A 23,505-nucleotide genomic window follows, 5' to 3' on the forward strand; every position below is an offset into this window, starting at 1 on the left:
GTCCTTATCTTTTGCGCCAAGCTTGTGTGCGATTCTCTAACAATTTACCCAAAGTCATCTGAACAATCTTCGCAATTGCGGCAGCCATCATGATCATCACAGCCATTGCCGCTGCAGCGCCAGTTTGACCTGCATCGTCCATGTTCAGAATCGAGACCGAAGCCGGAATCGTATCGGTTGAGTAAAGGAATACTACCGCAGAAGTGGTGGTCAATGCATTAACAAACAAGTAAGTCGCAATGTCCAAAATCGCAGGTAAGCACACAGGTAATGTCACTTTAAAGAACAACTTGTATTGAGGAAGCTTCACCGATGCCGCCGTGGCTTCAATCTCCGATGGCAACTGCTTTAGCGCTGTCAGGGCTGTCATGTGACCCACGGTATAGTAATGCACTACCGTGTTAATCACCAAGAATGCCATGGTGCCATAAAGCACATTCAGAGGATTGTTCGCATCATTGAAGTAAAAGATGTAACCCAAGCCAAGCACCATACCCGGAACCGCCATTGGCACCACGCTGAGCATTTGCATCACTTGACGAATTGGACCAAACGCACGCCCTTTCTCAATGCAGTAAGCACCGACAAAGATGATGGCTGTACCAATAACTGCCGTCCAACCTGCCAGCGTTAACGAGTTGAAGAATGGGCTCCAACCGTAGGTGCTCATTTCAGCAAAGTTGTAGTTGTTTAGCGTCAGCGCTTTGTTCCAAGGCCAGAACGTAACTAACGAGCCATAAACCGCCATGCCAAGCACAGCCAACACTGCGATAGAAATGATGCTGCAGTAAACCAAACAAATGCTGTCGCGCGCTTTGTTGGGTTCTGGCTGATATGGCACCGAGCGAGTGTCAAATAAGCTCTTTTGTTTTTTCTGTACCCAACGGTCTGCACCGAACGCCATTACCGCAGGGAATAGAAGCATAATGCTTGTCACCGCACCCATGGCAAAGTTTTGCTGTCCCACAACTTGTTTGAAGATGTCAGTCGCCAAAACGTTGTAGCTGCCCCCAATCACTTTCGGCACACCAAAGTCCGTGATAACTAGCGTAAAGACGACGATAAGCGTACTGATCAAACCGTATTTCGCCGCAGGTAACGTCACCATAAAGAAAGTTTTGATGGGTGAAGTTTTAAGTGCGCGGGCTGCTTCATACAAACGGGCATCTGAAGTGCGCAGTGAAGTGGTCAAAATCATCAATGCATGAGGGAAGGTCCAGAAAATCAAACCCATCGAGATACCAATCACGCCATAAATCGAGTTTCCTAACAGCATCTCTTTAGCAATGCCTTGATTGCCGAAAAGGAAGATCAAACTGATCGCCGGCAACAACGAAGGCGCAAGGATCGGCGCAGTACCTAGAATTTGAAACAAACCTTTAAACGGCATGCATGAACGAGTCAGCGCGTAGGCATAACCAAACGCAAGCACACCGACTACCGAGGTCACAATCACGCCCAAAGTGAAGGTATTACCCACCGACACCCACAAGCTTGAAGAAGAAAAGTACGTCGCAAAGTTTGCCAGACCGACAAATTCGCCATTGGCATTTTGCACACTCTTGGTCAACATTGCCCAAAGCGGCATTAAGATGAACAGCACCATCATGGTCGACAAACCAGCGAGCAAACCGAACAACACAAGGTTGTCGCGGCTAACACGTCCGAGTAAGGATTTTGCTTTGTCTTGTGTAGTCAGGCTATTCATCGTCATTGTCTTCGCATCCATGTTTACACCTACGCCGCTAGTGCTTTATCAACCGAGGGCACGGCGTAACCATGCAGCCCTTCTTCAGCAAACTGGATGTAACGTACATCGCCCGCCTTGATATTGAGTTTTTGAACCGTTTCCACAGGCACATCCACTACGATGGTTTTCGTTGAGCTGTCGTTTTGCAATACGCAATCAATGCGGAAAAACGCACCCAGAAACTCGGTTGCGGTAACTCGCACAGGTAAAGAGTTGGTGTAGTTTTCAACGAACTTGATGCTTTCAGGACGCACCGCAAGGTCAAAGCGGTCACCACGTTGGATCTTACGATTGGTCAAGCTTGGCGCTGGCATCAATGTTTCTGCAATGCGTACCTGAGAATCCGTTGCGGCTGAGGTTTCAATAAAGTTCATGCTGCCGACAAACTCAGCGACAAAGCGCGTTGCTGGTTGTTGGTAGATCTCTTGAGGTGTGCCGACTTGCTCAATCACGCCATGGTTCATTACCACGATCCGATCCGCCATCGACAGCGCTTCGTCCTGATCGTGCGTAACCATGATGGTGGTGATGCCCAGCTTGCGTTGCAGCTTACAAATCTCATCACGTAAGTGAACACGTACTTTTGCATCCAGCGCTGACAGCGGCTCATCCAATAACAGTAGACCCGGAGACAACGCCAATGCACGAGCCAACGCAACACGCTGCTGCTGACCACCAGAAAGTTGGTTAGGGAATTTATCGCCAGAGGTTGGAAGACCAATGGTTTCTAGCCAGTAATCTACTTTCTCTAACGCTTCTTTGGTCGACATGCCTTGGTTCTTCAAACCCACCGCAATGTTCTCTTGCACAGTTAAGTTCGGAAACAGCGCATAAGATTGGAATACGATACCGAAATCGCGCTTCTCTGGTGGTAGGAATGTGGTCTCTTGACCGTTTTGAAAAATCGCACCAGATGTTGGCAAGTCTAAACCCGCAATAGCACGTAGCAGAGTGGTTTTACCGCAGCCAGAAGGACCAAGAAAACAAACGAACTCGCCCTTTTCAATCGCTAGCGAGATTTTCTTTAATGCAGTGAACTGTCCGAATTGCTTCACTACATTTTCGATATTTAGGTAATGTTGGTTAGTTGACATAACACACGCTCCGAATGGTATATACCAACTTTAGTTTTGGAGTGTTACGTTCCAATGACAAATTTATAGCCAGAAGATGACAAATAGATGAAGGGCGGTGAGGTTTGTTCAAGTGGTAATTAAAGATTCCCGACTCGCTCCTTCGTCGTTCTTGAGAATAACGTGGTGAGTGTGGATTATAAATTCTGAATCACACTCATTGCCTAGAATTACGAGCTTTGACTTTCACTCCATATGCTTAATATCGTCATTCCGGACGAGCCTAAGCGAGCCATCCGGAATCTCTTACAAGCACTATTTTCTGAGATTCCCGACTCACTCCTTCGTCGCTCTCGAGAATGACGTTGTGAGTGCGGATAGAAGCTCCCAACTTTCTTAAGTCCGTCATTCCAGCGAACCTAGGTGAGACTAGGAATCTACTTGCAGCAAACTCTGAAATAACAGAGAAAACAAAAAATCCACCTCAATCGAGGTGGATTTCAGTATTCAACTCAAAGCAAATTCGATTAAGACTTTGGCTCTGATTTCGCGTCGAACTTCTCAGACCATGCCGCTAGAATCTCTGCACGCTTGCTGCCCATTTGCGCGAAGTCCATCTTCGCCATGTTCTCTTGAACGTTCGGGAAGTTAGACACGGTCGCTTTCACTTCTTTATGTGCAACCACTGGGTACATTTCTACGTAAAGCTCGTTTGCCGCTTTAGAGATTGACCAGTCGACAACGCGCTTCGCTGCATCCGACTCTTTTACTAGACCAACCGCTTCTGATTCCCAGCCGATGCCTTTTGGTGTGATAACCGCTAGTGGTGCACCTTGTGTTTTCAGCTTCGCGCCGCGGCTTGCCATCGAGATACCGATAGCCACTTCACCCATGCCCGCTTGAACACATGGCTTAGAGCCCGAGTGCGTGTAGTGTGCAATGTTCTTGTCTAAGTCACGCATGTAGTTCCATGCCTGATCTTCACCCATGTTTTGTAGCCAAGCAGAAACCTGCATGTAGCCAGTGCCTGAAGAAGCTGGGTTCGGCATTGCAATGTGACCTTTGTAAACCGGCTTTGTTAGGTCTTCCCAAGACGTTGGTTTCGGTAGGTTAAGTTGTTTCGCTACCGCTTCGTTAAAACAAACTGCGTTAAAGAACGCATCGTTACCGAACCAAGCTTGGTTTGATTGAGGGTCGTTTAGGTTCGCGTGCAGCTCTTCCAAACCTTTTGGTGTGTAAGGCTTAAGAAGACCTTCATCTTTAAGCAGTGCCATTGACGAGCCAGCAAGACCCCAAACCACTTCCGCTTGAGGGTTGTTCTTTTCTGCCAGCAATTTCGCCGTCATGATACCGGTGGAATCGCGAACCCACTTAATCTTGATATCTGGGTTATCTTTCTCAAACGCAGACTTGTATTTAGCAAGAATGTCAGTTTCGAAAGCGGTGTAAACCGTGACTTCCTGTGCTGCCATTGCATTCGTAGCTAGCAGAGAGACAAGTGCAGCCAGCGATCCTTTCATCAAACGGTTTTTCATCATTTTCTCCAGTTAATTTGGCTAAGTTTTTATTTGGTCTGTACCAGTTGACGATATACACCCTACTGAGCCTTTATGACGAAATCATGACCATTAAATGGCAGTTTTACGAAAATTTGCGCTGAATAATCGTTCAATTGATCCGCCATTTTCTGGATATTAAAGTTTTATGAAATTGGAGATTCGCCTATTTACTGCCCTTTTCTTCCTCGCTAGAGTGAACTTGAAATTTGGTGTAGACCAATTAGCCTATTCTGATGGAAATCGAGATGAAAAACGAATACCTACTACTGACTCCAGGTCCTCTATCTACTTCTGAAACAGTACGTGAAGCCATGCTAAAAGACTGGTGTACTTGGGATGATGAATACAACAAAGACATTGTAGAAGTGATCCGCACTAAGCTTGTAAAACTGGCGACTGAGCAAAACGGCTACACCAGCGTACTAATGCAAGGTAGCGGCACCGCATCAGTAGAAGCGACGATTGGCAGCGCCATTGGCAAAGATGGAAAATTGTTGGTTGTCGACAACGGCGCTTACGGTGCACGTATCACTCAGATCGCTGAATACCTAAATATTCCATGCCATGTAGTTTCCCCAGGCGAAACATCACAGCCACACTTGAACGAGGTGGAAACTGCATTGGCATCGGATCCTGCGATCACGCACGTGGCGATTGTTCATTGCGAGACAACCACTGGTATGCTTAACCCAATTGAGGCATTTGCTTCTGCGGCAAAAGCACACGGTAAAGTCGTGATTCTCGATGCCATGTCGAGCTTTGGTGGCATTCCTATCGATATCGCTGATCTAGGCATCGATTTTATGATCAGCTCTGCAAACAAATGTATTCAAGGCGTGCCGGGCTTTGGCTTTGTGATTGCAAAACAAACTGAGCTCGAAAAGTGCCAAGGTCAGGCACGTTCTTTAAGCCTTGATCTTTACGATCAGTGGCAGTGCATGGAAGTGAACCACGGCAAATGGCGTTTTACGTCTCCAACGCACACGGTTCGCGCTTTCTACCAAGCATTGTTAGAACTGGAACAAGAAGGCGGCATTGAGGCTCGTCATAACCGTTACCAAACTAACCAGAAAACACTGGTTGCAGGTATGCGCTCTTTGGGTTTCGAGCCACTACTGAGTGACGATCTTCACTCGCCAATCATCACTTCTTTCTACTCTCCAACGCACAGTGATTACCAATTCAAAGCGTTCTACACGCGTTTGAAAGAGCAAGGTTTCGTGATTTATCCGGGTAAGGTATCGAACGCAGATTGCTTCCGTATCGGCAACATTGGCGAAGTTTACCCAGCAGATATCGAGCGCTTAATCGGTGCGATTGAAAAAGCAATGTATTGGCAAGTTGCGTAAAGCAGCCTTCTGATTGAGAGAGCGTTATGACTCAGAATATCAAACCGACTCATTTCCGCAGCGAAGGTGATGTCAACACGACACCAGCGCGCCAAGCTTGGAATGCATCGATGGACGACGAACGCACGCAAGCTTTGTTGAAGCGTGATTCGGAGGTCTTTCTTCATCAAGCCATGTCGACGCCGTGCTTAGATACCTTGGAAGCAGCAGAAGGCATCTACATCCAAGATGCTACCGGCAAAAAGTACATGGACTTCCATGGCAATAACGTCCATCAGCTGGGCTACGGTCATCCGCATGTGATTAAACGTGTGCAAGAGCAAATTGCCAAACTGCCGTTTTCACCACGTCGTTTTACCAACGAGACCGCGATTGAATGTGCCGAAAAACTCACCCAAATATGTGGCGGCGAATTGAATCGCGTGCTGTTTGCGCCGGGTGGCACATCTGCAGTGGGCATGGCACTTAAACTAGCGCGCCATATCACGGGCAACTACAAGGTGGTGTCTCTGTGGGATTCCTTCCACGGCGCATCGTTGGATGCCATCTCAGTGGGCGGCGAAGCGTGTTTCCGCCAAGGCATGGGACCATTAATGGCAGGTGTTGAACGCATACCACCAGCAGTGTCTTACCGAGGTGCTTTCCCTGTCGCAGACGGTAGCGATGTGCATTATGCCGACTACCTTGAGTACGTGATTGAGAAAGAAGGTGGCGTGGGCGCGTTTATCGCAGAGGCGGTTCGCAACACGGATGTTCAAGTGCCAAGTAAAGCCTATTGGAAACGCATCCGTGAAATCTGTGACAAACACAATGTCATGCTGATCATCGACGACATCCCTAACGGCATGGGTCGCAGCGGTGAATGGTTTACCTACCAAGCCTACGACATCGAGCCAGATATGCTCTGCATTGGTAAAGGTTTGGGTGGTGGCTTAGTGCCTATCGCAGCCATGGTAACCAAAGACAAATACAACACCGCCGAGCAAATCTCCATGGGTCATTACACTCATGAGAAAAGCCCTATCGGTTGTGCTGCGGCACTGGCAACCATGGAAGCCATTGAGCAAGACGGCTTGCTAGATAAAGCCAAAGCCGACAGCCAGTTCATGCGTGAAAAGCTGCTAGAGATGAAAGCTAAGTACCCAGTGATTGGCGATGTGCGTGGCATCGGCATGTTATGGGGCATTGAGTTGGTCACTGACCACGAAAGCAAAGCACGCGCGTATGACGAAGCGGAAGCTGTGTTGTACCAATGCCTCAACAATGGCGTGAGCTTCAAGGTATCGCAAGGCAATGTGATTCAACTCAGCCCACCGCTGATCATCACCCGCGAACAACTAACAGAAGCGTTAGCGATCTTCGAAGAAGCCATCGCCAAAGTGTGTAAAGACTTTAACTACGTTTAGGTTTTGTTGACCTTTTGAGCTGATTTTTGCAGCAGTTTGTGGGTTCTTTATGCAAGGCAGAGGCTTTGAGTTGTAGCTGTTCTACCTGATAAGCCGATAACGCAGAAGAAAGGAACCACAAACGCTGCCCGAAGGGTTCGGCTAAAAGCGTTTTACTCTTTGTTGTGAGGTGTTGTGCTTAGAATGACTAGGCTACAAACCTCTCGCCGCGATTAAAACGCTTTTATCTCGAACAAAATTTAACCGCAAAAGGTCAACAAAACCTAGAGTCAATAGACATCAACAAAAACCAATTTATCCAGAGCGCGGTTCCAATGTGTAGGCAGCGCTCTGGCAAGCAAGAAAAAGGATTGAACATGAGCAACTCACCAATTCAAGCAGTGATCTTTGACTGGGCTGGCACTATCGTCGATTTCGGCTCTTTTGCACCGACCAGTATCTTTGTGGAAGCGTTCAAACAAGGCTTTGATTTCGATATCGATCTTGAGGAAGCACGCGAACCAATGGGGCTTGGTAAGTGGGATCACATCCAAGCTGTGGGTCGTATTCCTGCGGTTGATAAGCGTTGGAATGAGAAGTTTGGTCGCTCAATGACCAGCGAAGACATCGACGCGATCTACGCAGCATTTATGCCTTTGCAAAAAGCAAAAGTGGCTGACCACGCAGAGCCAATCCTCAATGCGATTGAAGTTGTGAACGGCATGAAAGACAAAGGCATCAAGATCGGTTCTTGTTCTGGTTACCCCCGCGAAGTGATGGACGTGCTGATCCCTGTTGCAGCGGATTACGGCTACAAACCGGATTACGTAGTAGCAACGGATGACCTGCCTCAAGGTGGTCGCCCTGCACCATTTATGGCACTGAAGAACGTGATTGAGCTGAATGTAACGGACGTTAATGCGTGTATCAAAGTGGATGACGCAGCACCGGGCATCGATGAAGGTCACAACGCCGGTATGTGGACCGTTGGCTTGCTGCTTTCTGGTAACGAAGCGGGTCTAACGTTTGAAGAATACCAAGCTGCGGACGAAGCAACGCTTAATGCTGCTCGTGAAAAAGCGCGTGCAAAATTGCTAAAGAGCTCGCCGCATTACCTCATCGACACCATTGCTGACTTCCCAGAAGTGGTTGCAGATATCGAACGTCGCCTAGCGGCAGGTGAGCGTCCTTAGTCGACAGTCACTATTCTCACGCATAAAAAAACCTCTCAGCATCGAGAGGTTTTTTGTATCACGTATTAGTTTCTAACCAAATGAGGTTAGTTGATCGCAGTACTCGCTCGGCGTTTTAGCTTAAAGCCCATATCCGTTGCATGCTCTACAGGCTCACCTTTAATGGCTTGCAGTAACTTGTCTGCAGCTTTCGTCCCCATGCGTTCGTAGTCGAATTCCGCACAGGTCAAACTTGGATAGGCGTGCTCACCCATGGAAGAACCTTCCAAACAGATAATCGCAATGTCGGTCGGGACTTTCAGCACTCGGCGGTGACACTCAAACAATGCGCCAATCGCAATCTCTTCATGGCTACATACCAGAGCATTCAAACTTGAATCGCGCAGCAATAGCTTTGCCAACCCTTCCGCACCTAATTGTGAAGATGGTGCTTCGTGGGTGGTTAAGAAATGGTCCGGCGCAAGGTAGTTCTCAATCATCGCGCTTTGCCAGCCGTGTAGCTTACGTTGCAAGGTGGAGTGATCGCCACGTGCACCAATGAAGCCCACGTTCTTAAAGCCTTGTTCAATCACGTGTTTGGTGCAGGCTTTGCCCACCTCAAAATGGTCAACACCGATATTGAGATAACTGGCTTTCGAACTTAACTCAGCAATTTCCAATACTGGCGTGTTCGAGGCTTCCAAAAGCTGATTAGTACGTTGGCTGTGTTCATTACCAAACAGCACCACTCCGGCTGGGCGGCTCTCAAGAAATGTCGAAAGCAGTTTCTCTTCTTGTTCTACCGAATAATCACTGTAGCCAAGCAGCAACTGATAACCCGCTTTGTTCAACGCTTGTTGAAAGCTCGGTAAGAAAAGCGCGCACGCTTTTTCAAACAGGGAAGGAATGATAAGAGCGATGGAGTAACTTTCAGCAGACGCCAAAGCCCCTGCCGCTTTATTCGGGATATAGCCGAGCTCATCAACCACTTGTTGAATCTTTTCTCTCAGCTTGTCAGATACTAGCTCGGGCGTTCGTAATGCTCTCGACACCGTCATGGTGCCTACGCCGGCTTTTTTAGCGACGTCCGCCAAGGTGACATTGCCAGTACTTCTTCGTTTGCGAGGTTCGCTCATTGTTCTTATTTAGTATTCTCTATTTTCTGCCGCGACATCTTACCACAGCGTTTTAGTGGTTTTGATATTAGCGCATTAGAAGTCGATCACAAGCATATGAAACTCGGACGACTGATAAAAATGGTAGCGCTATCACAAATTATGATAGCGCTATCAGATAGCGCTACCATTTGTGATCATTCTCAGGTTTTTCTGACAAATTGATCGATAAAGTACCCATCAACAAAACAACAAACCGGAAAGATCCAATGCTACGTGAACTGATTACCTCTGATGTGATTCGCATCCATTCTGATGCTACTGACTGGAAAGATGCGGTGAGCAAATCCTGTGAAGCACTGATTGAAAATGGCGCGATTGAGCCAAGCTACGTGGACGCTATTTACCGCTCACACGAAGAGCTCGGTCCTTACTACGTGGTAGGTCCTGGTATGGCAATGCCACACGCTCGCCCTGAAGATGGCGTTAACCGTTTGTCTCTTGCAATCACAGTGATTCAAAGCGGCGTGAACTTCGATTCTGAAGGTAACGATCCAGTAAAAATGCTGGTTACGCTAGCCGCGACAGACAGTAACTCGCACGTGGATGCGATTTCTAAACTGGCTGAGTTGTTTATGAATGAAGAGCATGTAGAAGCCATCTGCACCGCTCAAAACACACAAGATGTTCTAGCGATCATCGAAAAATACTAACTCCTGATGTGCCCTTCAAAATGGGCATACACCCCTATAAAAAGAAAAGGTCTGAATTATGAAAATTATGGTTGTTTGCGGTCACGGTCTTGGTACTAGCCTAATGATGGAAATGAGCATCAAAGGCATCGTGAAAGAGTTGAATGTAAACGCAGAAGTAGATCATATCGATCTAGGTTCTGCAAAAGGTACGGATTGTGACATCTTCATCGGTACTAACGACATCGTTGAACAGTTGAATGCACTTGGCGTTGAACCACGCATCGTTGCGCTTGATAACATGGTCGACAAAGTGGCAATGAAAGAGCGTCTATCTGTGGCACTTCAAGAGCTTGGCGCTCTATAAGGTGACGTTATGGAATTTTTCAGTTTCTTAATGAACGATGTCCTATCAGAGCCGGCGGTTCTGGTAGGTCTCATCGCCCTAATCGGCTTAATTGCCCAGAAAAAACCGGTCACCGAGTGCATTAAAGGCACGGTAAAAACCATTCTTGGTTTCATCGTGCTTGGCGCGGGTGCGGGTCTGGTTGTGACTTCTCTGGGTGACTTTGCGACGATTTTCCAACACGCATTTGGCATCACAGGCGTGGTTCCAAACAACGAAGCTATCGTCTCTATCGCGCAAGAAGCGTTTGGTAAAGAGATGGCGATGATCATGTTCTTCGGTATGTTAGTGAACATTCTGATCGCTCGCTTCACGCCATGGAAATTCATCTTCCTAACGGGTCACCACACGCTATTTATGTCGATGATGGTAGCGGCAATCCTTGCTTCTAGCGGAATGAAAGGTGTTCCACTGATCGCACTTGGCTCTCTGGTTGTGGGCTCTGTGATGGTGTTCTTCCCTGCGATTGCTCACAAGTACATGAAGCAAGTAACAGGCTCTGACGACGTTGCGATTGGTCACTTCTCTACCCTTTCTTACGTACTAGCGGGCTTTATTGGCAGCAAGTTCGGTAACAAAGAACACTCTACTGAAGAGATGAACGTACCTAAGAGCTTGTTGTTCCTACGTGATACGCCAGTAGCAATCTCTTTCACCATGGGCATCATCTTTATGGTGACGTGTATCTTCGCTGGCGGTGACTTTGTACGCGAAGTCAGTGGTGGTAAGCACTGGTTCATGTTCGCGCTAATGCAATCCATCACATTCGCCGGTGGTGTGTACGTTATCCTTCAAGGTGTACGTATGGTTATCGCAGAAATCGTTCCGGCGTTTAAAGGTATCTCAGACAAACTAGTACCAAACGCGAAACCTGCGCTTGATTGTCCGGTTGTATTCCCATACGCACCAAACGCAGTATTGGTTGGCTTCCTATCGAGCTTTGCGGCGGGTCTTTTGGGCATGTTCCTACTTTACGTGATGGGGCTTACTGTGATTATCCCTGGTGTCGTTCCACACTTCTTTGTAGGTGCAGCGGCAGGTGTATTTGGTAACGCTACAGGTGGTCGTCGCGGTGCAATCTTGGGTGCTTTTGCACAAGGTCTACTGATTACCTTCCTACCAGTATTCCTAATGCCAGTACTTGGTGACCTAGGTTTTGCTAACACGACCTTTAGTGACGCAGACTTCGGCGCTGTTGGTATCTTACTGGGTCTGATTGTTCGCTAAGTGGTTAGCTTGAATATGATTAGCTGAAAACTGGGTTGATTGATGCGGGAATAGGCTCATCGGCATCAATCTTCAAGAATCTCTAGTCATAGCAAGCGACTGACTTTAGAAGAACCCAGTCATAAAAAGTAATCATAGAAAGCAATCGTAGAAAGAAAGCAAACGCCCCTCACGTGAGGGGCGTTTTTCTTTTTGGCACTATCTTAAGGAGGTTTGGTTTATTGAAACGTAGTTCCGTTAGATAGCAGCTTTCTTGTCGGCTCTTGCTCGGTGTATTCGACCGCATCGTGATCCGCGAGCTTCTCGATTTCCGCCTGTTCACCCACCACAATCAACACGTGTTGTTTCACCAGAGCGTCGACCACTTCAATGTTGTGCTGACGAAGAAGCGCTCTCACTTCGCTCTCTTTTCCTTCATGATACTTAACAAAGTAACGCGCAGGTTGCTGCTCGGCTTGATCTTGGCGTTCATCCACGAGAGGAAATCCTTGATTGTTTGCCAAGCTGCTTGAGCTCAGTCCGATTGCCAATAGTGCGGTAGCGCCTACCGCAGACAAAGAAAGTAAGGTCAACTTCTTCATAGTCACTCCTTATTGAAAGGTCAGAGTCCAACTGTTGATGGTGCCTGTGTCTCTTCTGGCATTGTCCACCGCTTTAAGTTCCCATGTGCCTTGCGATTCAAAACCAGAGAAGTCCGCTTGGAAACTGGTTTTAATGTCGTTCGCACCACCACCCGCATTGTCGTGCAGTACTACTTGACCACCATCTGGTGACGTTAGCGTGACACGAAGATCGCCAATGTAGGTGTGAGTGATATCCAAGTCGATAGTCACTGAACCTGCATCGCCAGAGCGAGCCACATCTAATGGGCTTACAATACCTGCAGAGCTGTTGTCAGGAATCGCTACTGCATTCGAGTTGGTGTAGCTAGAAGGTGCAGAACCGCCGCCTGATGAATCGCCCGAGCCGTTATGCGCGGCAACAAGAGAAACACCAGAGTACGCGCTGTAGCCGTAAACCAATACTTCATATTGCCCTGCGCCAGATACGTTCAAGCTACAGCTTTCGCCATTACCGCCCGCCCATGAACGACAATCGTAAGTGCTGGTGCTTGGTGTGCCGTTAAAGCGCACGTAAAGGTCAGCATCACCAGAGCCACCACTCATGTTGAATGTCGCTTGCGTTGCATCCGCTGGGACGTCAAACACGAATACAGTGCTTGATTTGCTGCCGCCAGAAAGCTGCGTTTTCGCCACGCCATTTTCTAGAACGTTGTCGTTGCCAGAACCACCGCCATCTGGACCATTACAGCCTGCGTCTAGGTATTGTTTCGCAGCCTCAGCATTCACAAGACCATGACCAGTGCGGTTATCACGACCTGTTACGTCGATGTCCGTTGCTGTCTTGATCAGTGCGTTACGTACTTGCGCAGCGGTACAGGTTGGATGGTAACTCCACACCAAACCTGCAACACCCGTTACGTGCGGCGTCGCCATCGAAGTACCGTTGTAGTACTCGTAGTCTTCACCCTTGGTGGTCGATACCGTGATGTCTTGACCAACATAGTCCAACAGTTCCTGACCGAAGGCACGATCAACCGTCACCGACACAATACGCGCCGCGTTGTTTTGATCGACAAGGAAAGGATTCTGCAAACCCGGAAGCTCAGAGTTACTGTACACAATCGCCGCACTTGCGCCTGCGTTGTAACACGCTTGAACTGCATCGATTTCTGGGTAGTTACCCGATGATTGGTTACCCACACGCTCAGTCAAACAGATCTTGCCAGACATATCACCACAGCTGAAGCTGCTACCGGATACGTCACAACTTGCCAGTGTCGCCGTGATAGAACCTGCTACTGGATCAGGACCGTAACTGCCGCCCGATTGGATCAAGCGGTTGTGAGGAACGATGCCACGATCGAACTGGCTAACACCATTCAAGCGAATGTCTGAAAGCTTACCCTCGCCGACTGTCACCGTAGATAGAATCGCTACGCCCGGACCTGCGATTTCAACTTGGTCTGTCGCTTGGGAAAACGCCGCGTGATCACGCTTATCATCCACCGCCGCAACCGACATTACTGAATCGTAAGATGCTGGGTAACTGTGCGCAGTATTACCATCGTTACCCGCAGCGGCAATCAGCAACACGCCTTGGTCGTAAATGGTTTGCAACGCGTTTTTCTCTGTCACACTCGACTGGCTACCACCAAGGCTCATGTTGACCACGTTCGCGCCGTTGTCAGCACAAGTTTGTACCGCTTTCACCAAGCTGGATGAGTAGCCCCACCCCGCTTCATTGAACACCTTAACAATGTGCAAATTCACGTTTTGGTTTGGCATAACGCCTTTGATGCCTTCCGTGTTGGCAATCGCGGCAATCGTACCCGCTACGTGTGTACCGTGAGCGTTGTTATTCCCCGGAACACTCCAAGAACCGGTACCGCTATCATTTGTACCCGACACTCGGTTACCACTCAGATCGTTGTGCGCCAAATCGTAACCCGAGTCGATGATACACACGGTGCGATTCCCTGCATTTGAGTCATTCAGAAGCTGAGCATTCACCGCCTCATAGCCCCAAGGGATAGTCTCGCTTAACAGATAACGCGGTGGGTCAATTTCAACGTATTCCACGTCGCTGCGGTTACGCAGTTGCCCCAACTCCGAGTCTTCCATTTCCACGCTGTAAATCGCGCGATTTCCTAGCTTTTCCACTTTACGCGCTTTGAGCTGATCTAAGACCGACTCTTGCGCGATACGTGGTCCCCAGAATGAGTTCCCACCCAATGCTGAAGGACTGGACGTATCTTCTTTAAATTTGACGATGTATTTGGTCGGCAAGTTAGATTCGTCGAACCCCGTCAGAGGAGCCGCATGCGCTGACATCGAAAATGTCAGTGCCACTGCAACGGCAGACAATGAAAACAAGCCATTTAATTTAGTTGTTGTGTGATGCATTTGCTCTATTCCTTTTTGAGCTGATTTTTATTCACTTTACGCTCATGAAAAATCATTCACCTATCATTAACATGAGCTACTCAGCTATAGATTATTTGTAAAAAAATCCAAACAATTGATTTTGTGAATGCATAATTGTTAATAAAGGATCATTTAATCAACAGATAAAGTGAACATCAAAAAGGAACCAATTTTCTTATAAAGCAATTACTTATTAACGCCAAAAGTGCATGTTAAATTAATGTTAGTGAGTAATTATTCTAGATTTTATAAAATTATGCTATTTACTAAATCTATTGAAAGTTGAACGCGGTACCAGAATTGACAGAATGAATAATTAGATATTTGACTAAGTAGGGTATTTACTCAGAATGAGGACGTTTGGTGAGATAAATTCTCACCTAAATCATGACGATAATCATCACAGAGAGTGAATCATGAATAAAACTATTACGTTACTTAGTGCATTATTACTACCACTAAGTTTTGCTCACGCTGCCGAGCCAACATTGTCTCCAGAGATGGTCAGTGCCTCTCAAGTAAGAAGCGCGCAAGCGAAACAAACTTACACTTATGTCCGCTGCTGGTACCGCACCAGTTATTCAAAAGATGAACCTGCGACCGATTGGGAGTGGGCAGAAAATCCAGACGGCAGTTACTTCACGCTTGATGGCTACTGGTGGAGTTCGGTTTCTTTCAAGAACATGTTCTACACAGACACACCGCTAAGTGTTATCAAGCAACGTTGTGAGCAAACTCTGGACCTAGCAAATGAAAACGCTGACATCACCTTCTTTGCAGCCGATAACCGTTTCTCCTACAACCATACTATCTGGAGCAACGACCCTGTCATGCAGCCAGACCAAATCAACAAGGTCGTAGCATTGGGTGACAGCTTGTCTGATACAGGCAACATCTTTAATGCATCACAATGGCGATTCCCGAATCCAAATAGCTGGTTCTTGGGACACTTCTCAAACGGTTTTGTGTGGACTGAGTACATTGCTCAAGCGAAAAACTTACCGCTATACAACTGGGCTGTAGGTGGTGCGGCAGGCGAAAACCAATACATCGCTCTGACTGGTGTAGGTGAGCAAGTTTCCTCTTACTTGGCATATGCGAAATTAGCGAAAAACTACAAGCCTGCTAATACCCTGTTTACCCTTGAGTTTGGTCTAAATGACTTCATGAACTACAACCGTAGCGTGCCAGAAGTGAAATCAGACTACGCGGAAGCCTTGATTAAACTGACCGATGCAGGTGCGAAGAACTTGTTGTTGATGACACTACCAGATGCAACACGTGCACCACAGTTTACCTACTCGACTCAAGAAGAAATCAACAAGATCCGCGCGAAGATCGTGGAAATGAATGAGTTCATCAAAGCACAAGCGGCGTATTACACTGCACAAGGCTACAACGTTACCTTGTACGATACGCATGCACTGTTTGAAAGCTTAACAGCAAATCCAGAGCAACACGGTTTTGTAAACGCGAGCCAAGCTTGCCAAGACATCAACCGCTCTTCATCGGTGGATTACCTATACCATCATGCATTGCGTTCTGAGTGTGCGTCTTCTGGCTCTGATAAGTTTGTATTCTGGGACGTAACGCACCCGACCACAGCAACACACCACTACGTGGCAGAAAAAATGCTAGAAAGTACGAATCAATTGTCAAACCATCCTTTCTAAGCTAACGAAACTCATAGAACCTCTCTGTCGTCGAGAGGTTCTAATTGCCTTATTCCCATTCATAAGCCAGAGATTGTATTCGTCGTTCGAACTCGATAAGTTGAAAGAAAACTCTGAGGTCAACGTCATGCTCGAACATCCTTTAACTCAACGCGCTCTTGAAATCATTCGCTCGAAATCTGTTGGAGCACCTCAATCACATCCATTTTCGGTCACAATTAACTTCCATCCCGATCGTTTGACCTCTCAAGGCATACCTCTTCTCAAAGCAATTGCGCAAGACGGAAAGCTCAAATCTCAGTTTGAAACCGGTACAAGCAATGGCGGATTAACAGCTTATAAAGGCGGAGAACGTTGGCGCTGGGAGCGGCGTGTATTTAATGGCGTCTATGACAATAGCCAACCAAATCAACGCCCAAAGTATGGCGCACTAAATTTCTCTGGCTCAGAAGTAGGCGCATCACCACGATTTGGTTCGAGCTACTTCTTATTGAAACCAGAAATCACTAAGCGAGCGACATTTTGTTATCCAGATAGCTTCTTCGAGCCAGAGCACTTCGCCACCATTGAACGTGTTCAAGCCTTGTTGGATGAGTTAAACGTACAAGCGCCAGACAGGTTGGACGCCTATATCGAAACTCAAATCCACGGCGATTTGCGCTTGGAGGAAGATATTCGAGCCTTGGTGCTCGATCCATCATTTAAAGGCACAGAGGTAGAAGATTACGCTCGCGAATTACCAGTTGAAATTCGTTGGCACAGTGGCTTTTGTGTCTCAATAGAAGACATCAATCTTTATCCAGACTACCGAGGACAAACCATTTTAGACATCGCAAATCAGGTTGCAGAAAATGGCATGCTAACACCACGCATTATTGGTGAAGCGGTAAAAGCAAAAGCGTTTGACGAGCAAGATTTGAAGAAAGTCTGGCACTACTTAGCGCGATTTGGGTTTGATTATCGATAAGCTAACGATTAAAAGCCACCAGCCCAGCTATCGAATTCATCAATCACATCTAGCTCTTTTTGAGTTCGAGGGCGAGGATAATAAGGTAGAGCAAGTAGCTTTTCTGACGGCATTAGCTGCCAATCCGGTGACATCTTCATACGCACCAATTCTTGCTCCCCTTCACGACGCACAAACATATAATAACCATCAACGTGAGTATTGGCATAACTTGCGATTTGAACGATTTCTCCACTTGGCAGCTTTACTTTGCGTCCCAAAGGATAGAGACGATGCAACGCAAAACTCACATGCGCATCTTCAAGATAGCCCTTTTTGATCGAGAGATGCCAATCGCAGTCGATGTTGTTCGATGAGACCAACCCGCCAATATCAACCCTTTGAGAGAATCTTTGAATGGCAGCCCTTTTGGCTCACCTTCATTGGAGATGAATTGCACCGTTAACGTGTCACCTTGCTCATCTAAAATTTGCAAAAATTGTTCACCAGTTTTATCTGCCAATAATTTCACGCTACTGCTCCGCCAAAGGTTGATGAATGAAATACTATATACAACTTGGCAAGAGCTAGCTATTACGCTGCATTGTTTTCCTTGAACTCGACTCAATGACAACGCTCTGAACCCTGCATCTTGAAACCACTTGGGTATATAGCCCCTAACGCAAAGTTCAAGGTCGTTTTTCGTCAATCTTGCTATGATAATTTGGTCACTTTTTAAGGAACAAAGAATGAATCTAAAACACTATATTGTATTGCCTATGATGGCAGCGGTGCTGTTTGGTTGTGCTCAGCGCAATTCTGATGACACCATGAACACAATGACAATTCATGTCGCTCCTGAGCGTGTAGACTGCGTGGGTGTGGCTCCAATGAAGTGCATGGTCGTGGACGGTAACTACTTCTATGATCAAATTGACGGTTTTGAATTTGAACCCGGCTATGAGTACACCTTAAAAGTCAAACGCATCCAGCAATTTACTCCAGAGAATGCGCCAGCAGATACAAGTTTGTACCGATATGAACTCATTGAAGTACTAGAGAGACGATAGCCCAAGATTAACCGCCTGTTGAAAGGAAATCATTATGTTTGGAAGTTGGAAACGAAACCGCCAAATTCGAGAAATCGCAAAAGACATTACACCTAAACTCGTGCTCAAGTATGGTGAGAAAACGGATTACGCGAAGAAAGAGATCGATTGGGCACTCAAAGAAAATGGAAAAACAGACGACGCTTTCGCCCTTCTCGCATACGGCATGTTCATTAACCAAACCACTTACGTGTCGATAGGGCTAAGCCAAGAGCTGGGTGAGCATGTTGAATTTCAATCAGAAGTCTCACTTGCCTTGTTTGACCAAGCGACAGATCTTGTAAGCGTCAGTGCTTTACTGACTTACGCAGAAATTCAGGACTGCAACAAACAACAACCCGCCACCGATTCTAATGATTTCGATGCTGACAGCGGAGACTTTGGGGGAGACGGTGGTGATGGTGGCGGCGAATAGCATCACGCCAACATCTGTGGTGATAAGCTCCTGTGGTAACAAAAAGCGGCGCTAATTCATCCCTATAATAATCACGAAAAGGCTCATCGCGAGCCTTTTGCCTTATCACCTTGGGTAACTTAATAGCTTCTTTTTGCTTACACCAAGCCTTTCAATTTCGCTAAACCATAAGCGGCAATGGTCACGCAGTCTTTGATTTCGCCGTCTATCATCATGCGCTCAAACGCTTCGACAGAAAACGAACGAGTGATCAAATCTTCTTCTTCGCTGTCTAGCTGATTGCCCACTTCAGACAACTCACTCGCGAAGTACACGTGGCAAGTCTGGTTTAAGAACCCGTAAGCGATGAACTGCGCACCAACGTACTCCATCTTATTAGCCTGCATGCCGGTCTCTTCACGAAGTTCACCTTTTGCTAGCTCAAGATGATCCGCATCTGGATTTGATTCCCACGCCCCTTGCGGGATTTCCCAACAACGTTGCCCTACGGTGTAACGAAACTGCTGTACTAAATGAATCACACCGTTATCGATAGCCAGAATCGCCGCACAGTCTGGCTTATCGACCACACCGTAAATGCCTTCGGCTCCGCTAGGACGTTGGATTTTATCTTCACGTACCGTCATCCATTTGTTTTGATACACCACTTTGCTGTCGAGCTGCTTGATGTCTGCCATGAGAGTCCTTACTGCTTGATTCTTCGAAATAACTTGTTGGATTAAGCGCCATTCTAACGCTGTTTGCGTGTCAGTTTGTAGACGGTTTTCAAATTCGAGGCGCTTATTTAAGTTCAATATGTCGCATAAAAATAATCATTCATCGCAATAATTCTAATGGCGCGAAATGGCAAGTTTTCAATTCGAGGAACTCATATAGTTAACCCATCGACGCAAGGCATGGCTTTGCAAACTTGTTCATTATTGATTGAGGGTTCTTATGAGCGCATCGGATAAAGTCTACGGTTTCAACACTCCACAACGTCTGTTTGTTGGTTATACCTTGGCGGTATTGGTAGACCTTACGGTACTGAACTTCTATGACGAATACTGGGACTTTGTAACGATTGATTCGTTTACGATTTCTTTCGCCGCGGCATTGCTGCTTCAGTTGCTTTTGAAGCTGTCGATCAAAGCGGAACACAAAATTGCAGAGTACTTTAAATCGAAACCGGGCACGGCACCTAAGATTTATCGCGGTCTTTCGACTTACGTTATTTTGGTCGGTTCGAAGTTCGTGATGCTAGAAGCAATTAACATCCTATTTGGTGACAAGGTTGACTTTAGTGGTCCTTGGAACGGAGTTGTAGCCTTCTTTGCGGTGGTGTTTACCATCCTGATTTCAGAGGTCATCGTCGGCAAGATTTACTTCAAGCTTGGTGAGAAAGAACGACAAGTACAAGGCGAATTGACTGAAAAAAACGCAAACTAATAAGCAAGATCGATTGACACAAAACAGTATCGATAAAAACAAGAAAGCGCTGAGAAATCAGCGCTTTTTCCGTTTATTTGTTTACTTAAGCTTAAGCGATGAGGATGTTCTTAAGCTCATTCAATGATTCCACCGTGTAGCTTGGTGCAATGCGCTCATCCACACTTGCACCTGTGGTGTTCAGCCAGCATGTTTCAATACCGAAGTTGTTACCACCCAAGATATCAGAATGCAGGTTGTCACCCACCATCAAGACGCGCGTCTTACACGGGTTACCCATTTGCGTCATCGCGTACTCAAAAATGCCTAGATCCGGCTTGGCAATACCGACTTGTTCAGAAATCACCACGTGCTCGAAGTAATCGCTCATACCTGTGCGTTCTAGACGAATCGCTTGCAGCTCGGTAAAACCATTGGTGATGATGCCCATTTTGGCTTTACCTTGCAGCGCTTCCATCAACTCTTTCGCACCCGGCAACAAAGTGCAGATGTCTGCCATCGCTTCTAAGAATGCCGTGTTGAGATCCGCCGTCGTGGTATTGAGCTTTTCTGCCCACTCAGTAAAGCGTTTGTGCTTGAGCTCATCTGCTGTCACTTTACCATCTTGGTAATCTACCCAAAGTGGCTTGTTGACCGTTTGGTAGTGGGCAAAATCTTGCTCGGTGAAGTCTACGCCTTTGCGAGAAAACATTAGCTGCAAACCTTTGAAGGCATCAAAGTGAAACAAGGTTTCGTCAGCATCAAACAAGATCCAATCGTATTTCATTTTCTTCTTTCCAATATCCAGGTCGTTTTCTGCCGCATAGTCTAATTGTTTTCTTCTTGAAGATAATCTCTATAATTGGAAAATGATTGTATCGTTTTTCTCAACAATATGACTAATAATAGATAACCCCAATAACCTAGGAGCACACCGTGAATGCCATTGCGTCACTGCCAGTATTTGTCGCTGTCGTCGAATGCGGCAGCTTTTCCCTTGCCGCCAAGCAGTTAAACCTGACTAAATCGGCGATCAGCAAACGCATTAATCAACTCGAAGATGACCTCGGTATTCGCTTGCTTAATCGCACTACAAGAAAGCTCAGCTTAACCGAAGCTGGACGTCGATACTTCGAGTACGCTTCACAAGCAGTGAACCTTGCTCAACAAGGTGTCGATGCCGTTTCCGAGTTGCAAGGCTCACCGCAAGGTAGGCTCAAAATCACAGCCCCGATGTCTTTTGGCGTTTTGCACGTTGCGCCACTTATCAGCGAATTTCTTGCACGTTACCCGAAAATTGAGGTTGATTTACAGCTCGAAGACGCCTTGGTGGATTTGGTCGAACAAGGATTTGATTTGGGGATTCGCATTGGTGAACTTGCGACTTCTAACCTTGTAGCTAAGCGCCTTGCTCCGTGTAAAAGCGTACTGTGCGCCTCTCCCGAATACCTAAAAGAATTTGGCGTGCCAACCAAACCAAGCGATTTGGTGACGCACAACTGTTTGCGTTATTCGTATTTCCGAGGCGGTGTCGAGTGGATGTTCATCAACAGCGGTAACGAATACAAAGTTCTGCCGAAGGGTAACTTTGTAGTCAACAACAGTGAAGCGATTCGCCAATTGCTATTAAGAGGCTCAGGTATTGCGCAGTTACCGACCTTTATTGCAGCCAAAGACTTTGCAGCAGGCAACTTAAAACCGCTTATGGAAGAATTCTCTCTTCCTGAGCATGCCATCTATGCGGTATTTCCAGAGCGTAAGCACATGCCATTGAAGGTACGTGTGTTCATCGACTTCATTAGCGAGAAGCTTGGCACTGATACACCGTACTGGGATCGCTATTGATCGATTTGAATACCAACTGACGAATACACATGTTTTGCTGAGATCAGTTATTGGTCTCAATCAGAAGATCTTTCTTCAATTTTAGCGCCATAATTTCCTTTCTCAGCACTTCTTTAGTTTCAGGATCTTCTGAGCTTTCGAATTCTTTCTGCTTCTTATCGATAAGCCGCATCATTTGCACCGCTGGCGGTAGGCAGTTTGCATCTTTAAGAATCTTCATACCCATTCGGTGCTCTGCGGGTGTTTTAAAATAGTCTTCAAGGTCGAGCTTTTTTCCTCTGTAGGGGTTGTCTTTAAGCTCACCTGTTTTTTCAGCATTGCGAATCCAACCACCGATCGCGTTATCAATGTATGACGACATATTCACCTCTCGTGTAATGCGTTCTATTTGTAAACGGCTTTGAGACCTTCGATCGTGATTCGAATACCATCATCGAAGTACTTTTCATAGTTCACGGGCTTAGCTTGACTCATTAACCACGCAAAATGAGGCAGTTGCTCGTCGTCCAATTCAGGAAGAGATTGAGGTTTATTGCGTGCAGCTTGCTCTTGATGCTCAACGATATCCGTCACTCGCGTATAAACACTCGCAAACGCCATAAAACCAACTTCTGCTTCAAATTTGGCCTCTCTGAAGATACCTAAAATATCGTTGACGATGATGCTTGAAGCCGGCGTGAAACTTTGGCTATGGCGAATAAACGCGACCGAACCCGGAATAGACATAAGTGCTTGTCTAAAGTTTTTCGCAAACGTGTAAAGGTATGCTTCCCAGTCTTTCTCTTGCGGCAATGCGACTTTCCCTAGTACATAGTCGCAACATAAATCGACCAACGCTTCTTTAGAGCCAACATGTCGGTACAGTGCCGTCGCGCTGACCCCCAATTGTTTGCCCAGTGCATGCATGCTTACATTTTCTAACCCTAGGTTTAAGGCACACTCAACCACGTCTTTTCTAGAAATTTGCGCAGGACGCCCTTTACTGCTTTTTTCGCTCATCATCGTCTCAAAATAAATAGTTAACACCATTAAGTTAATGCCATTAACTTAACCTGTCAATACTGCGATTTATTCAAAACGACGTACCACCTTATTTAGTTAATCTAATGTTTCATTTTTAACAGGTGCGCAACCGCTGTAGGAGCGCTAACTTAAGTAGCACGTCAACCACACCGGAGCGTTAAGCTATGAAAGTACTGATTCAATACACCCAAGCGGGTAAATATCGTGACCAAGCGTGGGAATCACTGACGCTAAAAGCAAAAGGCGAGATTCAAGCCGTGACGCCTTCTTATGCCGCTCAGCTTATCGAGCAAAACAAAGCGACGCTTGTAATGACCGAAGACGAACAAGTGATCTTCCATTCTTAATCTAATAGCGACTGACACTAAAAAG

Annotated in this window: 23 protein-coding genes and 1 pseudogene; 13 read left to right on the forward strand and 11 right to left on the reverse strand. The window is 46.7% G+C overall.

The window, feature by feature from the left end:
- Nucleotides 1-4 precede the first annotated feature (4 nt).
- The 3 genes from MHO32_RS09290 to MHO32_RS09300 all read right to left on the reverse strand — a co-directional run bounded on the left by MHO32_RS09290 (nt 5) and on the right by MHO32_RS09300 (nt 4,361).
- On the reverse strand, nt 5-1,729 hold the full coding sequence (locus MHO32_RS09290) for a putative 2-aminoethylphosphonate ABC transporter permease subunit (RefSeq protein WP_005442364.1): 1,725 nt from the start codon (nt 1,727-1,729) through the stop codon (nt 5-7).
- 8 nt (nt 1,730-1,737) lie between these two features.
- Nucleotides 1,738-2,844 (reverse strand): putative 2-aminoethylphosphonate ABC transporter ATP-binding protein, encoded by a 1,107-nt coding sequence (locus MHO32_RS09295; protein ID WP_187993467.1) that lies wholly within the window; start codon nt 2,842-2,844, stop codon nt 1,738-1,740.
- A gap of 506 nt (nt 2,845-3,350) precedes the next feature.
- Nucleotides 3,351-4,361: a putative 2-aminoethylphosphonate ABC transporter substrate-binding protein gene (locus MHO32_RS09300; RefSeq protein ID WP_005384363.1), complete on the reverse strand. Its 1,011-nt coding sequence runs from the start codon at nt 4,359-4,361 to the stop codon at nt 3,351-3,353.
- Between the two features lie 266 nt (nt 4,362-4,627).
- Here MHO32_RS09300 and phnW point away from each other — a divergent pair, with 266 nt between their 5' ends.
- The 3 genes from phnW (at nt 4,628) to phnX (ending at nt 8,309) form a co-directional block, all read left to right on the forward strand.
- Nucleotides 4,628-5,731, forward strand: coding sequence for a 2-aminoethylphosphonate--pyruvate transaminase (gene phnW / locus MHO32_RS09305; protein WP_239211360.1), 1,104 nt, complete (start codon nt 4,628-4,630; stop codon nt 5,729-5,731).
- Between the two features lie 26 nt (nt 5,732-5,757).
- Nucleotides 5,758-7,137 carry an aspartate aminotransferase family protein gene (locus MHO32_RS09310; protein WP_239211361.1) on the forward strand — a complete coding sequence of 460 codons (1,380 nt, stop codon included), beginning with the start codon at nt 5,758-5,760 and terminating at the stop codon, nt 7,135-7,137.
- A 356-nt stretch (nt 7,138-7,493) separates the two neighbouring features.
- Nucleotides 7,494-8,309, forward strand: coding sequence for a phosphonoacetaldehyde hydrolase (phnX, locus tag MHO32_RS09315; RefSeq protein WP_239211364.1), 816 nt, complete (start codon nt 7,494-7,496; stop codon nt 8,307-8,309).
- 86 nt (nt 8,310-8,395) lie between these two features.
- Here phnX and MHO32_RS09320 read toward each other — a convergent pair whose 3' ends face one another.
- Entirely contained in the window at nt 8,396-9,424 is a 1,029-nt protein-coding gene (locus MHO32_RS09320; protein ID WP_005442357.1) for a LacI family DNA-binding transcriptional regulator, read from the reverse strand.
- Nucleotides 9,425-9,672: 248 nt separating this feature from the next.
- Here MHO32_RS09320 and MHO32_RS09325 point away from each other — a divergent pair, with 248 nt between their 5' ends.
- From MHO32_RS09325 to MHO32_RS09335, 3 genes are read left to right on the forward strand one after another with little or no spacing between them, the layout of a single operon-like run.
- Nucleotides 9,673-10,116 carry a PTS sugar transporter subunit IIA gene (locus MHO32_RS09325; protein WP_038898189.1) on the forward strand — a complete coding sequence of 148 codons (444 nt, stop codon included), beginning with the start codon at nt 9,673-9,675 and terminating at the stop codon, nt 10,114-10,116.
- A gap of 58 nt (nt 10,117-10,174) precedes the next feature.
- On the forward strand, nt 10,175-10,462 hold the full coding sequence (locus MHO32_RS09330; RefSeq protein ID WP_005374080.1) for a PTS sugar transporter subunit IIB: 288 nt from the start codon (nt 10,175-10,177) through the stop codon (nt 10,460-10,462).
- A 9-nt stretch (nt 10,463-10,471) separates the two neighbouring features.
- Nucleotides 10,472-11,728, forward strand: a complete 1,257-nt coding sequence (locus tag MHO32_RS09335; RefSeq protein WP_005384349.1) for a PTS ascorbate transporter subunit IIC — start codon at nt 10,472-10,474, stop codon at nt 11,726-11,728.
- A 218-nt stretch (nt 11,729-11,946) separates the two neighbouring features.
- On the opposite strand, the gene MHO32_RS09340 is transcribed toward MHO32_RS09335, so the two are convergent.
- Nucleotides 11,947-12,309 carry an ATPase gene (locus MHO32_RS09340; RefSeq protein ID WP_239211367.1) on the reverse strand — a complete coding sequence of 121 codons (363 nt, stop codon included), beginning with the start codon at nt 12,307-12,309 and terminating at the stop codon, nt 11,947-11,949.
- Nucleotides 12,310-12,318: 9 nt separating this feature from the next.
- Nucleotides 12,319-14,694, reverse strand: coding sequence for a S8 family serine peptidase (locus MHO32_RS09345; RefSeq protein WP_239211373.1), 2,376 nt, complete (start codon nt 14,692-14,694; stop codon nt 12,319-12,321).
- A 434-nt stretch (nt 14,695-15,128) separates the two neighbouring features.
- Here MHO32_RS09345 and MHO32_RS09350 point away from each other — a divergent pair, with 434 nt between their 5' ends.
- Together MHO32_RS09350 and MHO32_RS09355 are read left to right on the forward strand one after the other, a co-directional pair.
- Entirely contained in the window at nt 15,129-16,388 is a 1,260-nt protein-coding gene (locus tag MHO32_RS09350) for an SGNH/GDSL hydrolase family protein (RefSeq protein WP_239211492.1), read from the forward strand.
- Between the two features lie 127 nt (nt 16,389-16,515).
- A complete protein-coding gene (locus tag MHO32_RS09355; RefSeq protein ID WP_239211383.1) occupies nt 16,516-17,355 on the forward strand; it encodes a DUF3626 domain-containing protein in 840 nt (279 codons plus the stop codon).
- Nucleotides 17,356-17,363: 8 nt separating this feature from the next.
- On the opposite strand, the pseudogene MHO32_RS09360 reads toward MHO32_RS09355, so the two are convergent.
- Nucleotides 17,364-17,866, reverse strand: a pseudogene (locus MHO32_RS09360) (hypothetical protein).
- Nucleotides 17,867-18,083: 217 nt separating this feature from the next.
- On the opposite strand from MHO32_RS09360, the gene MHO32_RS09365 reads away from it, so the two are divergent.
- Both MHO32_RS09365 and MHO32_RS09370 read left to right on the forward strand, forming a co-directional pair.
- Nucleotides 18,084-18,404 carry a DUF4377 domain-containing protein gene (locus tag MHO32_RS09365; RefSeq protein WP_005445420.1) on the forward strand — a complete coding sequence of 107 codons (321 nt, stop codon included), beginning with the start codon at nt 18,084-18,086 and terminating at the stop codon, nt 18,402-18,404.
- Between the two features lie 34 nt (nt 18,405-18,438).
- Nucleotides 18,439-18,858 carry a DUF6559 family protein gene (locus MHO32_RS09370; RefSeq protein WP_049538171.1) on the forward strand — a complete coding sequence of 140 codons (420 nt, stop codon included), beginning with the start codon at nt 18,439-18,441 and terminating at the stop codon, nt 18,856-18,858.
- Nucleotides 18,859-18,995: 137 nt separating this feature from the next.
- On the opposite strand, the gene MHO32_RS09375 is transcribed toward MHO32_RS09370, so the two are convergent.
- Nucleotides 18,996-19,535, reverse strand: coding sequence for an NUDIX domain-containing protein (locus MHO32_RS09375; protein WP_005445422.1), 540 nt, complete (start codon nt 19,533-19,535; stop codon nt 18,996-18,998).
- A gap of 259 nt (nt 19,536-19,794) precedes the next feature.
- On the opposite strand from MHO32_RS09375, the gene MHO32_RS09380 reads away from it, so the two are divergent.
- Nucleotides 19,795-20,286 (forward strand): hypothetical protein, encoded by a 492-nt coding sequence (locus MHO32_RS09380; protein WP_050941247.1) that lies wholly within the window; start codon nt 19,795-19,797, stop codon nt 20,284-20,286.
- A gap of 91 nt (nt 20,287-20,377) precedes the next feature.
- Here MHO32_RS09380 and yjjG read toward each other — a convergent pair whose 3' ends face one another.
- Nucleotides 20,378-21,052: a pyrimidine 5'-nucleotidase gene (gene yjjG, locus MHO32_RS09385; protein ID WP_045390823.1), complete on the reverse strand. Its 675-nt coding sequence runs from the start codon at nt 21,050-21,052 to the stop codon at nt 20,378-20,380.
- Nucleotides 21,053-21,201: 149 nt separating this feature from the next.
- Here yjjG and MHO32_RS09390 point away from each other — a divergent pair, with 149 nt between their 5' ends.
- Nucleotides 21,202-22,110 carry a LysR family transcriptional regulator gene (locus tag MHO32_RS09390; protein ID WP_038898184.1) on the forward strand — a complete coding sequence of 303 codons (909 nt, stop codon included), beginning with the start codon at nt 21,202-21,204 and terminating at the stop codon, nt 22,108-22,110.
- Between the two features lie 43 nt (nt 22,111-22,153).
- Here the strand turns inward: MHO32_RS09390 and MHO32_RS09395 are convergent, their stop codons facing one another.
- Complete coding sequence (locus MHO32_RS09395; protein ID WP_005445426.1) at nt 22,154-22,471, reverse strand: DnaJ family domain-containing protein; 318 nt, start codon at nt 22,469-22,471, stop codon at nt 22,154-22,156.
- 23 nt (nt 22,472-22,494) lie between these two features.
- Complete coding sequence (locus tag MHO32_RS09400) at nt 22,495-23,112, reverse strand: TetR/AcrR family transcriptional regulator (protein ID WP_230850236.1); 618 nt, start codon at nt 23,110-23,112, stop codon at nt 22,495-22,497.
- Nucleotides 23,113-23,297: 185 nt separating this feature from the next.
- Here MHO32_RS09400 and MHO32_RS09405 point away from each other — a divergent pair, with 185 nt between their 5' ends.
- Nucleotides 23,298-23,480, forward strand: a complete 183-nt coding sequence (locus tag MHO32_RS09405; RefSeq protein WP_005445428.1) for a hypothetical protein — start codon at nt 23,298-23,300, stop codon at nt 23,478-23,480.
- Nucleotides 23,481-23,505 lie beyond the last annotated feature (25 nt).

It is taken from the genome of Vibrio sp. MMH1-50, from assembly GCF_022347645.1.
Classification (GTDB): domain Bacteria; phylum Pseudomonadota; class Gammaproteobacteria; order Enterobacterales; family Vibrionaceae; genus Vibrio; species Vibrio harveyi.

What these genes read in the sequence shown, in the direction of transcription:
- MHO32_RS09290 (WP_005442364.1), bottom strand. Translation starts at nt 1,729, where the DNA reads ATGGATGCGAAGACAATGACGATGAATAGCCTGACTACACAAGACAAA.
- MHO32_RS09295 (WP_187993467.1), bottom strand. Translation starts at nt 2,844, where the DNA reads ATGTCAACTAACCAACATTACCTAAATATCGAAAATGTAGTGAAGCAA.
- MHO32_RS09300 (WP_005384363.1), bottom strand. Translation starts at nt 4,361, where the DNA reads ATGATGAAAAACCGTTTGATGAAAGGATCGCTGGCTGCACTTGTCTCT.
- phnW (WP_239211360.1), top strand. Translation starts at nt 4,628, where the DNA reads ATGAAAAACGAATACCTACTACTGACTCCAGGTCCTCTATCTACTTCT.
- MHO32_RS09310 (WP_239211361.1), top strand. Translation starts at nt 5,758, where the DNA reads ATGACTCAGAATATCAAACCGACTCATTTCCGCAGCGAAGGTGATGTC.
- phnX (WP_239211364.1), top strand. Translation starts at nt 7,494, where the DNA reads ATGAGCAACTCACCAATTCAAGCAGTGATCTTTGACTGGGCTGGCACT.
- MHO32_RS09320 (WP_005442357.1), bottom strand. Translation starts at nt 9,424, where the DNA reads ATGAGCGAACCTCGCAAACGAAGAAGTACTGGCAATGTCACCTTGGCG.
- MHO32_RS09325 (WP_038898189.1), top strand. Translation starts at nt 9,673, where the DNA reads ATGCTACGTGAACTGATTACCTCTGATGTGATTCGCATCCATTCTGAT.
- MHO32_RS09330 (WP_005374080.1), top strand. Translation starts at nt 10,175, where the DNA reads ATGAAAATTATGGTTGTTTGCGGTCACGGTCTTGGTACTAGCCTAATG.
- MHO32_RS09335 (WP_005384349.1), top strand. Translation starts at nt 10,472, where the DNA reads ATGGAATTTTTCAGTTTCTTAATGAACGATGTCCTATCAGAGCCGGCG.
- MHO32_RS09340 (WP_239211367.1), bottom strand. Translation starts at nt 12,309, where the DNA reads ATGAAGAAGTTGACCTTACTTTCTTTGTCTGCGGTAGGCGCTACCGCA.
- MHO32_RS09345 (WP_239211373.1), bottom strand. Translation starts at nt 14,694, where the DNA reads ATGCATCACACAACAACTAAATTAAATGGCTTGTTTTCATTGTCTGCC.
- MHO32_RS09355 (WP_239211383.1), top strand. Translation starts at nt 16,516, where the DNA reads ATGCTCGAACATCCTTTAACTCAACGCGCTCTTGAAATCATTCGCTCG.
- MHO32_RS09365 (WP_005445420.1), top strand. Translation starts at nt 18,084, where the DNA reads ATGAATCTAAAACACTATATTGTATTGCCTATGATGGCAGCGGTGCTG.
- MHO32_RS09370 (WP_049538171.1), top strand. Translation starts at nt 18,439, where the DNA reads ATGTTTGGAAGTTGGAAACGAAACCGCCAAATTCGAGAAATCGCAAAA.
- MHO32_RS09375 (WP_005445422.1), bottom strand. Translation starts at nt 19,535, where the DNA reads ATGGCAGACATCAAGCAGCTCGACAGCAAAGTGGTGTATCAAAACAAA.
- MHO32_RS09380 (WP_050941247.1), top strand. Translation starts at nt 19,795, where the DNA reads ATGAGCGCATCGGATAAAGTCTACGGTTTCAACACTCCACAACGTCTG.
- yjjG (WP_045390823.1), bottom strand. Translation starts at nt 21,052, where the DNA reads ATGAAATACGATTGGATCTTGTTTGATGCTGACGAAACCTTGTTTCAC.
- MHO32_RS09395 (WP_005445426.1), bottom strand. Translation starts at nt 22,471, where the DNA reads ATGTCGTCATACATTGATAACGCGATCGGTGGTTGGATTCGCAATGCT.
- MHO32_RS09400 (WP_230850236.1), bottom strand. Translation starts at nt 23,112, where the DNA reads ATGATGAGCGAAAAAAGCAGTAAAGGGCGTCCTGCGCAAATTTCTAGA.
- MHO32_RS09405 (WP_005445428.1), top strand. Translation starts at nt 23,298, where the DNA reads ATGAAAGTACTGATTCAATACACCCAAGCGGGTAAATATCGTGACCAA.